Annotated in this window: 10 protein-coding genes; 9 read left to right on the top strand and 1 reads right to left on the bottom strand. The window is 67.9% G+C overall.

Annotated elements, in window-relative coordinates:
• The first annotated feature begins 180 nt into the window (after nt 1-180).
• The 4 genes from Q0925_RS03870 (at nt 181) to Q0925_RS03855 (ending at nt 4,405) form a co-directional block, all read left to right on the top strand.
• On the top strand, nt 181-1,284 hold the full coding sequence (locus Q0925_RS03870; protein ID WP_299332076.1) for a mandelate racemase/muconate lactonizing enzyme family protein: 1,104 nt from the start codon (nt 181-183) through the stop codon (nt 1,282-1,284).
• Nucleotides 1,285-1,374: 90 nt separating this feature from the next.
• Nucleotides 1,375-2,676: an aspartate--tRNA(Asn) ligase gene (gene aspS, locus Q0925_RS03865; protein WP_299332074.1), complete on the top strand. Its 1,302-nt coding sequence runs from the start codon at nt 1,375-1,377 to the stop codon at nt 2,674-2,676.
• Nucleotides 2,677-2,735: 59 nt separating this feature from the next.
• Entirely contained in the window at nt 2,736-3,611 is an 876-nt protein-coding gene (locus tag Q0925_RS03860) for a pantoate kinase (RefSeq protein ID WP_299332072.1), read from the top strand.
• 38 nt (nt 3,612-3,649) lie between these two features.
• Entirely contained in the window at nt 3,650-4,405 is a 756-nt protein-coding gene (locus tag Q0925_RS03855) for a 4-phosphopantoate--beta-alanine ligase (protein ID WP_299332070.1), read from the top strand.
• Between the two features lie 5 nt (nt 4,406-4,410).
• Here Q0925_RS03855 and Q0925_RS03850 read toward each other — a convergent pair whose 3' ends face one another.
• Nucleotides 4,411-5,475, bottom strand: coding sequence for a molybdopterin-dependent oxidoreductase (locus tag Q0925_RS03850; protein WP_299332069.1), 1,065 nt, complete (start codon nt 5,473-5,475; stop codon nt 4,411-4,413).
• A 77-nt stretch (nt 5,476-5,552) separates the two neighbouring features.
• On the opposite strand from Q0925_RS03850, the gene Q0925_RS03845 reads away from it, so the two are divergent.
• The 5 genes from Q0925_RS03845 to Q0925_RS03825 all read left to right on the top strand — a co-directional run bounded on the left by Q0925_RS03845 (nt 5,553) and on the right by Q0925_RS03825 (nt 10,912).
• Complete coding sequence (locus Q0925_RS03845; RefSeq protein WP_299332067.1) at nt 5,553-6,317, top strand: class I SAM-dependent methyltransferase; 765 nt, start codon at nt 5,553-5,555, stop codon at nt 6,315-6,317.
• A 41-nt stretch (nt 6,318-6,358) separates the two neighbouring features.
• Nucleotides 6,359-8,467 (top strand): methionine--tRNA ligase, encoded by a 2,109-nt coding sequence (gene metG / locus Q0925_RS03840; RefSeq protein WP_299332065.1) that lies wholly within the window; start codon nt 6,359-6,361, stop codon nt 8,465-8,467.
• A 67-nt stretch (nt 8,468-8,534) separates the two neighbouring features.
• The gene (gene pyk / locus Q0925_RS03835) at nt 8,535-10,283 is read left to right on the top strand and encodes a pyruvate kinase (protein ID WP_299332063.1); all 1,749 of its coding nucleotides are present in this window, start codon (nt 8,535-8,537) and stop codon (nt 10,281-10,283) included.
• A gap of 48 nt (nt 10,284-10,331) precedes the next feature.
• Nucleotides 10,332-10,571: a DUF7312 domain-containing protein gene (locus tag Q0925_RS03830; RefSeq protein WP_299332061.1), complete on the top strand. Its 240-nt coding sequence runs from the start codon at nt 10,332-10,334 to the stop codon at nt 10,569-10,571.
• A 50-nt stretch (nt 10,572-10,621) separates the two neighbouring features.
• Entirely contained in the window at nt 10,622-10,912 is a 291-nt protein-coding gene (locus Q0925_RS03825) for a hypothetical protein (protein ID WP_299332059.1), read from the top strand.
• Nucleotides 10,913-10,989 lie beyond the last annotated feature (77 nt).

The following is a 10,989-nucleotide window of genomic DNA, read 5'->3' as shown; positions in this document are numbered from 1 at the left end:
GGGACGCCCACGAGTGACCCGCGCCGGGCCGTCGGACGCGCCGCGGCCGGCCGGCGGGAGACGACGACGGCCGCCCGAACGCCCGTTCCGGCGAATCGACCGTCCGTCATCCGTCCGGGGTGGGGTTGGAGAGACCGTTCTGCCGCCGGTTTTTATTCGGTACCGGTTCAATGGCCACCGATGCAGATCACCGACGTGCGGACGATTCGGATCGAGGTCCCGTTGGAGCGATCGCTCGGCGTCTCCCGCGGTCGTGCGCTCGATGCACGCGGCGCGGCGTTTGTCGTTGTCGAGACGGACGCGGGCATCACGGGCGTCGGCGAGGGTGTCGGCCCCGAACCGTACATCGTCGAGCGAATCGTCGAGGAGAAGTACGCGCCACGTCTGATCGGCAAGAATCCACTCGACATCGAGCGTCACTGGGCGGCGATGCTGACCGACGACCTGTACAAGGACCGCAAAGGGCAGGGGGTTTCCGCGGCCAGCGGCGTCGACATCGCGTTGTGGGACATCGCGGGTAAGCACCACGGTGTGCCGGTGTACCGCCTGCTCGGTGGCCCGGTCGGCGGCGACCTCAAGCCGTACGCGAGCGACCTGTTCTGGCAGGCCCCGGAACCGATGGCGGACCGCGCCGCGTCCTACGTCGACCGCGGATTCGCGGGCGTCAAGACCCACCTCGGCCGGGGCGTCGACGCCGACAAGGAGCGGGTCGCGGCGATACGGGACGCCGTCGGCCCCGAGACGGCGTTGATGGTCGATATGAACTGCGGATACGACCGGCCGGACGCCCGCCGGGCCGGTCGCATGTTGGCGGAGTACGACGTCTACTGGTACGAGGAGCCGCTGTCGCCGTACGATATCGAGGGACTGGCCGCCCTGCGGGAGGAACTCGCCGTCCCCATCGCCGCCGGCGAGAACGAGTACACGAAGTGGGGGTTCCAGGATCTGTTCGAGGCCGACGCCGTCGACTACGCGATGCCGGACGTGATGCGCTGTGGCGGCATCACGGAGGCGACGAAGATCTGTGCGCTCGCCGAGACGTACGGCACGGTCGTCACGCCACACTGTTTCACCACGGGCGTTGGCCTCGCGGCGTCGATGCACGTCATGGCCGCGTCGCCGGCCTGTGAGTGGTTGGAGTTCGACGTGACCGACTTTCCGGTGTACGAGGCGTTGTTCGAGACGCCGCCGACCCTCGACGATGGCCGGATCGCACCGCCGGAGGATCCGGGACTCGGCGTCTCCCTCGATCCGGACGTGATCGACGAGTATCGCGTCGACTGAGGGTGCGACAGCCGGCGGTGCGGTTCTCGGACCCGACTGGGTCGACCGGAAACGGGCGCGTTTAAGACGCACGATCCGATACAAACGTGTATGGACAACCGAACGCACGCGACCAACGCCGTCGCCGGCGAGACGGCCACGGTCGCCGGCTGGGTCCACGAGATCCGGGACCTCGGCGGCATCGCCTTTCTGATCCTCCGGGACCGCACCGGCAAGCTCCAGATCAAATTCGAGAAAGACGAGATGGACGATGGGCTGGTGGAGACCGGGCTCGGTGTCCATCGCGAGAGCGTTGTCGCCGTCACGGGCGCGGTCGAGGAGGAGCCCCGTGCCCCGACGGGGCTGGAACTCGTCCCCGACTCGGTCGAGGTGCTCGCGGACGCCGACCCCGAACTCCCCCTCGATCCCTCGGGAAAGGTCGACGCCGAACTGCCGACCCGGCTCGACAACCGGACCCTCGACCTCCGCAAACCCGAGATAAAAGCCATCTTCGAGATCCGGAGCGAGATCCTTCGCTCGGTCCGGGAGTATTTCCGATCCGTCGGAAGCACGGAGATCAACACCCCGAAGATCGTCGCCACCGGAACCGAGGGTGGCACCGAACTGTTCCCGATCACGTACTTCGGGCAGGAGGCGTTTATGAATCAGTCGCCACAGCTATTTAAACAGCTGATGGTCGGCTCCGGACTGGAACGGGTTTTCGAGATCGGTCCCATCTTCCGCGCCGAGGAGCACAACACGCCCCGCCACCTCAACGAGGCGACGATGATCGACTTCGAGTCGGCCTTTGTCGACCATCACGAGGCGATGGACGTCTGTGAGGGGACGCTCAAGGCGGCTTACGAGGGTGTCGCCGAGAACTGTACCGAGGAACTCGATCTGCTCGGCTACGACGGCTTCGCCACTCCCGAGGGTGACTTCCCGCGGCTCACCTACGAGGAGGCAATCGAACGGATCAACGCAACCGGCGAACTCGACGAGCAACTCGTCTGGGGCGACGACCTGCCCACCGAGGCGGAGAAGGCACTCGGTGCTGACGTGGGCGGCCATTACTTTATCACCGACTGGCCCTCCGAAATCAAGCCGTTCTACATCCAAGATTACGACGACGACCCACAGCTATCGAAAGGGTTCGACCTGATGCACCCACAGATGGAACTGGTCTCGGGTGGACAGCGCGAACACCGTTACGACGAACTCGTCGCCGGCTTCGAACAACAGGGACTCGACCCGGAGCAGTTCGACTACTACACGAGGATGTTCAAATACGGCATGCCACCTCATGCCGGCTGGGCCTACGGTGTCGAGCGACTCGTGATGACGATGCTCGGTCTGGGGAACATCCGTGAGGCGGTGCTGTTCCCGCGAGACAGACAGCGTCTGAGTCCCTGAACGGACCACCGGTGTCCCGTTCCGACAGGGCTTAACGACTCCCTGCCCCTTCTCGGAGTATGACCGAGGCACGACGGGACAACGACCGGCGGGCGGCGGCATTCGTTCCCGGCCACGTCACCGGTTTCTTCAGTCCCTACGACGCCGACGAGCCGGTTCGCGCCGGCTCACGTGGGGCCGGAGTGACGCTTTCGGACGGCGTTCGGGTGACCGTCCGGGCCGACGACCCGTCGACGGCGTCGCGGCTCACCCTCGACGGAACTCCACTGTCGATGCCGCCGGTCGAGACCGTGCTGACCGCCCTCGACGCCGAAGGCGCACACGTCGTCGCGGAGAGTGACCTCCCCCTCGGAACGGGCTTTGGCGTCTCCGGGGCGATTGCCCTCGGAACGGCGCTCGCGGCGAACCACGCCCTCGACCGTGGCCGGTCTGCAAACGACCTCGTCGCCCTCGCCCACCGAGCCGAGGTGCTTGCGGGGACCGGACTGGGCGACGTGGTGGCACAGGCACGCGGCGGGGTCCCGATCCGTCTCGACCCCGGCGCGCCACCCCACGGTCGTCTCGACGGTGTGCCAGCGACCCGGCGTGTCGAGTACGTCACGTTCGGCGGTCTCTCGACGGCCGACGTGCTCGCCGGCGACACCGACTCCCTCGTTGATGCGGGGGATCGCGCGCTGTCGGGACTGACCGACCGCCCGACCCTCTCGGGGCTGCTCGCGGCCTCCCGACGGTTCGCCAGCCGGACGGGGTTACCGACCGACCGGGTGCGTGGTGTCGTCGACGATGTCGTCGACACCGGCGGCGAGGCGTCGATGGCGATGCTCGGGGAGACGGTGTTCTCGCTCGGGACCGGTCTCACCGACACGGGCGTCGACGCCGACGTGTGTCGGATCTGTCAGACCGGCGCACACCTCCTCCCGCCGGATCGGTCCTGACCGGGGTGTTTTTATCCGGCGCGGAACTTCGGGGGAGCATGTCCGAGGCCGAGATTCCGGACGACCACCCCCGCCACGACTCGCTGGTGACGCGCCACCGCATCGAGGACGGCGTCGACGACGGCATCACCAGCAGACAGGGGCTCATCGCACAGGGGCGCGGCGAGGCCTTCGACTACCTGCTCGGTGAGCGGACACTCCCTTCCGCAGACGCCGCCGCACGGGCGGCCGCCGCCCACCTCCTGTTGGCCGAGCACCCCGTCGTCTCGGTAAACGGGAACGCGGCGGCGCTCGTCCCCAGCGAACTGGCCGTTCTCGCCGACACCGTCGGGGCCGATCTGGAGGTGAACCTGTTCAACCGTACCGAGGAGCGTGTGACCGCGATCGCGAATCACCTTCGGGAACACGGCGCGACCGAGGTGAAGGGACTCCGGGCCGACGCCCGCATTCCGAACCTTGACCACAAGCGCGGGCGGGTCGATGCCGACGGTATCGCCGACGCGGACGTGGTTCTCGTCCCCCTGGAGGACGGCGACCGGGCCTCGGCGCTCGCCGCCCTCGGTAAGGTGGAGATCGTGATCGACCTGAACCCGTTGTCGCGGTCGGCACAGGTTGCCGACGTGCCGGTCGTCGACAACATCCTGCGGGCGGTTCCCGCGATCACGGCACACGCTCGCGAAATCGCCGACGCCGACCACGAGACGTTGCGGCGAATCGTCGAGGCTTTCGACCCCGAGAACGCCATCGCTGACGCCGAACGGGCGGTCCGGAGCGGCGATCTGGAGTCGGACTGAGCCGCTCAGAAGCCGCTGGAAAAGACGGCGACCCACTGGCTTGGGTCCGGCCGCCGCCGCACTTCGACCCGCTCGACCCACTTCACCCACTGGAAGCCACGCCGCCCCGGCGCGACGAGTCGGAGCGGGTAGCCGTGGCCGTGGTCGAGACGCTCGCCGTCGAGATGTGTCGCGAGAACCGCATCGTCGACCGCCGAGAGCGGGAGGCTCCACCGGTAGCCGGTCACGGAGTGGACGGTCACCCACGCCGCCTCGTTGTGGGGGGATGCCCGCTCGACCACCTCGCTCAGACCGATCCCCCGCCAGTCGCGTTCGGCGTACCACCCGCTCGTGCAGTCGAGAAGCGCCCGTCGCTCGGTCGTCGGGTCGAGACCGTCGACGCCCACGGTCAGCGGCCGCTCGACCAGTCCGTCGACCGAGAGCGTCCACGACGCCGGATCGACAGGGTCGGGGTCGTCGGCCACCCAACTCGTCACCGGGAGCGCGTCACCGCCGAGCCGTCGTGACCCGGTGAACCGCCGGCTCGCGGCGGGCGTGTCGAGTATCGTTGCGGCCCGCCGGAGTATGCCCGCGGTCGCGGCGCCAAGCGCGACCAGCCCCGCGTACTGAATCGCGACGCGTCGATCCCGGAACTCGGCGCGCCGTGGCGGTCGGAACCGGGCACGGAGGTGGACGACGAGAAGCGGGACGACCAGCAAGCCAAACAGGATGTGCAGGTTCAGGAGCGTCCAGAAGCCGAGGGCAGCGGTCGCGCCGACGGCCCACCCGACGCCCGTCGCGGCCGCGGCGACGGCGACGACGGCGAGTGCAACAGACAGCGGCGTCGCCCGGTCCCACGCCCGTCGCTCCCGGAGACGACCGGCGACCCGCCGGAACTTCGCGTACAGGAGCGGCGGGGTCGCGAGCCCGGCGATGGCGTGGAGCCAGAACAGCGCCGCGCCGGAGGGGTGGCCGACCCAGAAACTCGTGACGCCGGTCGCGACGACGAGGCCAACGAGAACGAACAACGACCAGTCGACGAGCCGCGGCGGAAGGGCGAGACGGGTGCGGAGGCTTCCGAGTCGTCCCATACACGACGATACCCGCTTTCGACTCATGAAGCCGTCGCCCCGTTAGCTACATATCGCCCGGGACCCGACAGCATGGTGTGACCCGCACGCGCCCGTTACCGACGTACTTTTTCGGTGTTTACCACTGGCGCGAGCGACTCCGCCGGATCGCCCTTTCGGCGGCCGTTCTGTTCGTGTCGGTCGGGGCCTTCCGCCGCGGTGGGTGGGGGGTCCGCGCCGTCGCGGCGGTTCTCGGTCTCGGAGCGGTCGCTCGGGGCGGTGACGCGACCCGCCGTCTGTGCTCCCCACCGCCGTGGACGCTCGGTCGCAGGAAGTACGATGCCCTCGGGACCGTTCTCGACGTTGACGACGCCAACCGCGTTCTCGACGTGGGGTGTGGCTCCGGTCGCTCGCTGGTCGGTCTCGCGCCACATCTGCCCGATGACTGCCGGGTCGTTGGTCTCGACACCTTCGACGACCGGATCATCCTCGGCAACGGCCCGGCGTTGGCACGGCGAAACGGCGCTCGGGCCGGCCTCGACGTCGCGCCGGTCGCCGGCGACGCCTCGCGGCTTCCGTTTGGGGCCGGCGCGTTCGACGCCGTTACCGCCTGTCGGGTGACCCACGACCTCCCCGCAGCGAAGCGTGACGCGGCCTTTGCGGAACTCCGGCGGGTGTGTGCCGGCGACGGGACGGTCGGCCTGTTGGAACTGCCGATCACGCCGGACGGCGTCGACGACCACGAGGCGTACTGGCGTCGTTGTCTCGAAGATGTCGGCCTCACGGTCCAACGGGTGACGACCGTCGACCGCCCGACACGCGAGGGGTCGTACGTCGCAATCGCCGCGACGCCACAGGGCTAAGAACCGGCGGGCTTTAGGGTACCATCCCCGTGTGAACGCGTATGAGCCACGAGGAGTTCCCCACGGATCGGCCGGCGGTGGTGACCTGTGGGTTGCCGTACGCCAACGGCGACCTCCACATCGGGCACCTGCGGACGTACGTCGGCGGCGATGTTTACGCGCGCGCGCTGCGGACGCTCGGCCAGGAGACGGCGTTTGTTTCGGGATCGGACATGCACGGAACGCCCGTCGCGGTCAACGCCGAGGCGGCGGGCGTCTCCCCGGAGTCGTTCGCGCTCGACTGGCACGAGACCTACGAGGAGACCTTTCCGAAGTTCCGCGTCGACTTCGACAACTACGGCCACACCCACGACGAGACGAACGTCGAACTGACGACCGACGTCGTTCGGGCGCTGGCCGAGAACGGCCACGTCTACGAGAAGGAGATCATGGTGGCCTACGATCCCGCCGAGAAACAGTCGCTCCCGGACCGGTACGTCGAGGGGACCTGTCCCTACTGTGGCGACCGCGCCCGCGGCGACGAGTGCGACGAGGGGTGTGGCCGCCACCTCGAACCCGGCGAAATCGAGGAGCCACGGAGCACGATCACGGGAAATCCGGCCGAGTACCGCGAGCAGACCCACAAGTTCTTCAGGGTTTCCGCGTTCCAGGAGTATCTCGGCGCGTTCATCGACCGCCTCGAAGGCACCGCGAACGCACAGAACCAGCCCCGCGAGTGGATCGAGGGCGACCTCCGCGACTGGTGTATCACCCGGGATATGGACTGGGGAATCGATTATCCGGAAGGCGAGAAGCCACGCTCCTCGGAGCCCGAGGCCGGTGAGGGGGCGGACGACCTCGTGCTCTACGTCTGGGTCGACGCCCCTATCGAGTACGTCTCCTCGACAAAGCAGTACACGGAGCGGGTCGGCGCGGACGTCTTCGACTGGGACGAGGCGTGGCGCGAGGACGGTGAAATCGTCCACGTCATCGGCCGCGACATCATCCAACACCACACCGTCTTCTGGCCCGCGATGCTCCACGGCGTCGACTACGAGGAGCCCCGAGCGGTGATGGCGAGCGGGTTCATCACGCTCAACGGACAGGGGTTCTCAACCTCACGCAATCGTGCCGTGTGGGCCGACGAGTATCTCGACGAGGGGTTCGACCCCGACCTGCTCCGGTATTATCTCGCGACCAACGGCGGCTTTCAACAGGACGTCGACTTCTCGTGGGAACGGTTCCGCGAACGCGTCAACAACGAACTCGTCGGCACGGTCGGCAACTTCGCCTACCGGGCGCTCCTTTTTGCCCACCGAGAGTTCGGCGGAACCCCCGACCCCGAGGCCGGTGTCTCCGAGGAGGTCCACGACCGCATCGAGGCAGCCATCGGCGAGTTCGGTGCCGCCGTCAACGACTACTCCGTGCGGAAGGTCGGGGACGCCGCCGTCTCGCTTGCCGCCTTCGGCAACGAGTATATCCAGCGTCACGAGCCGTGGAACCTCATCGACGACGACCCCGACCGCGCGGCGCAGGTGATCCGTGACTGCGTGCAGGTGGCAAAGGCCATCGCCGTTCTCTTTGCTCCCGTTGCGCCCGGCACCTGCGAGCGCCTCTGGTCGCAGGTCGGCGGCGAGGGCTCCCCCCACGACGTCGAAATCGAGGCGGCGCTCGAACCACCCACCGCCGACCTCGACGAACCGACCGAACTCTACGAGAAGATCCCCGAAGAACGCGTCGAGGCGCTCAACGCGAAACTCGAAGAACGCATCGAGGCGGCCGAAAACGGCGACACCGGCGACGACGGGAACGGAAACGACACCGACGCCGCCGACCTCGACCCAATCGTCGACGACCGGATCGACTTCGACACCTTCGAGTCGCTCGACATCCGTGTCGGGGAAATCGTTACCGCGGACGGCATCGAGGGCGCGGACAAACTCGCGCGACTGACCGTCGACCTCGGTGTCGAGAAACGCCAGATCGTCGCGGGCATCAAGCAACTCCACAACCTGGAGGCGTTGCCGGGCACCCGCGTGATCGTTCTGGCGAACCTCGAACGCGCCGAACTGTTCGACGTCGAGTCCAACGGGATGGTGCTCGCGGCGGGTGAGGAGGCCGACCTGCTGACGACCCTCGACGACGCGGTTCCCGGCGAACGGGTCCGCTGATCCCGTCTCCCATCACCGGTTCCCGCCGCCGGGCGGCTTTTTCATCCGCCCCGCCGAACGGGGCGGTATGAGACGAGCGAAGATCGTCTGCACGCTGGGTCCCGCCTCCAACAGCCGGGCGACGATCCGCGAACTCACGGACGCAGGCATGGCCGTTGCCCGACTCAACGCGAGCCACGGCACCCACGAGGAGCGGGCGGCGCTCATCCAACGGATCCACGCCGTCGACGAGGCGATCGACGATCCCCTCGCGTCGATGCTCGACCTCCAAGGACCGGAGGTCCGGACGGCGGCCATCGATGACCCGATCCACCTGGCCACGGATTCGACGGTCCGGTTCATCGAGGGCGACGCCGCAACGGCCGAGGAGGTCGGGCTCTCCTACGCCATCGGTGCGGTGTCGCCTGACGATGCGATCCTTCTCGACGACGGCCGGATCGAGACACGGGTCGACTCGGTCGACGGTGAGACGGTGACCGCAACCGTCGTCTCCGGGGGCGAACTGGGGAGCCGCAAGGGTGTGAACGTTCCCGGCGTCGGCCTCGACCTCGACGTGATCACGCCGTCGGACCGCCGCGACCTCGAGGTCGCCGTCGAGGAGGACGCCGACTTCGTCGCGGCGAGTTTCGTTCGCGACGCCGACGACGTCTACGCCGTCAGTTCCGCCATCGAGGACCTCGGCGGCGACATCCCCGTCGTCGCCAAGATAGAGCGTGCGGACGCGGTCGACCACGTCGAGGGCATCGTCGACGCCGCGTACGCCGTTATGATCGCCCGTGGCGACCTCGGTGTGGAGTGCCCCCTCGAACACGTCCCGGTGGCACAGAAGCGGATCATCCACACCGCACAGGACGCGGGGGTCCCCGTTATCACGGCGACGGAGATGCTCGATTCGATGATCTCCTCGCGCCGCCCGACCCGGGCGGAGGCTTCCGACGTGGCAAACGCCGTTCTCGACGGGACGGACGCGGTGATGCTGTCGGGTGAGACGGCAATCGGCGACCACCCGGTCCGCGTTGTCGAGACGATGGACCGGATCGTCCGCGAGGCCGAGGAGAGCGACGCGTACACCGAGTCGACCGAGCGGCGGGTGCCGAAGGCAGTCGAGAACTCCCAGACGGAGGCGTTGGCGCGGGCGGCCCGGTATCTCGCGCGTGACCTCGGGGCTGCGGCCATCGTCGCCGTCTCGGAATCCGGGTATACGGCCCGCGCGACGGCGAAGTTTCGCCCCGGCGTCCCCGTGGTGGCGACGACGCCCCGCGACCCCGTCCGCCGACAACTCGCGCTCTCGTGGGGGATCGACGCGCAGTACGCCCCCTACCGCGACGACATCGACGTCATGATCGACGCCGCCGTCGACGCCGCCATCGACGCCGGGGCCGCCGAGAGCGGCGACACCGTGGTCGTTCTCTCGGGCATGATGTCCGAACTGGAGGGGACCAACACCACGAACATGCTGAAAGTCCACGTCGCCTCCGAGACGGTCGCCACGGGTCGGAACGTCGTCGGCGGTCGGGTCACCGGACCGGTGTTTCGGTGTGCCGACGGCGACGTCTCCGGCGTGCCGGCCGGCGGCATCGTCGTTCTCCCCGCGACGTTCGACGGGGAGTTCTCCGGCGACACCGGCCGCATCGGCGGCATCGTCGACGCCCGGCCCGGGATGACGAGTTACGCGGCACTGGTCGCACGCGAACACGGCGTCCCGATGATCAGCGGCGCACCTCTCCCCGACGAGGTGGCCGACGGCGTGACGGTCACGCTCCACGCCGACCGGGGTATCGTCTACAACGGCGACGTGTCGCCACACGAGCACTGATCCGGTCGGGTCGGTACCCATTTTACTCAGCGGCCGTTACCGAACGCTATGAGCCAGCCACCCGACGACAACGACGCCGACACCGGCGACGAGACCGAGGCCAAGGCCAAGGCCGAGGCCGGGGACGCCGAACCACAGTGGCGGTTCGGTGTCGACGAGGTCGGCGAGGACGCCCCGGAACCGGACACGATCGAACCCGAGACACCCGTCCTGGAGAACGTCGTGTTCGTTTTGCTCGGTATCGCACTCTCGGCGTTCGTCTTCTACACTGCCGTTGGCAGCCTCTGATACGGACGAACCGTCAACAGGATCTTAAACGCACTGGCGAAATCATGGGTATGCTCTCGAATAGTTCACAGAACCGTATCGTCTTTCTGACCCTCGGGCTTCTCGTGCTTCTCGCGCCGGTTGTTCTCCTCGTTTTGACCCTCGGCTTTCTCGTTATCACGGGCGACCTGGTTCTCGGACGGGTCACGCCGCTCGAGTTTCTGGAACTGTACATTATCGACCTCGTGGTACTGGTCGCCGTCGGCTACGGCGTCTACCGACTGACGATCTGGCTCGTCGCTCACCGGCTTCCCGCGTCGCTCGACGAACTCGATGAGGACGTCGGCGACGACGGCACCTGATCGACGGTGACCACCCGGTGGTCGAACGCCGCCACCGCAGTTCGGCCCGGTCCGACGCCGAGACAGCCCGTCTCGAA

It is taken from the genome of Haloplanus sp. (assembly GCF_028275055.1).
In the GTDB taxonomy this organism is placed as follows: domain Archaea; phylum Halobacteriota; class Halobacteria; order Halobacteriales; family Haloferacaceae; genus Haloplanus.
This window is presented reverse-complemented; position numbering and strand designations above follow the sequence as displayed.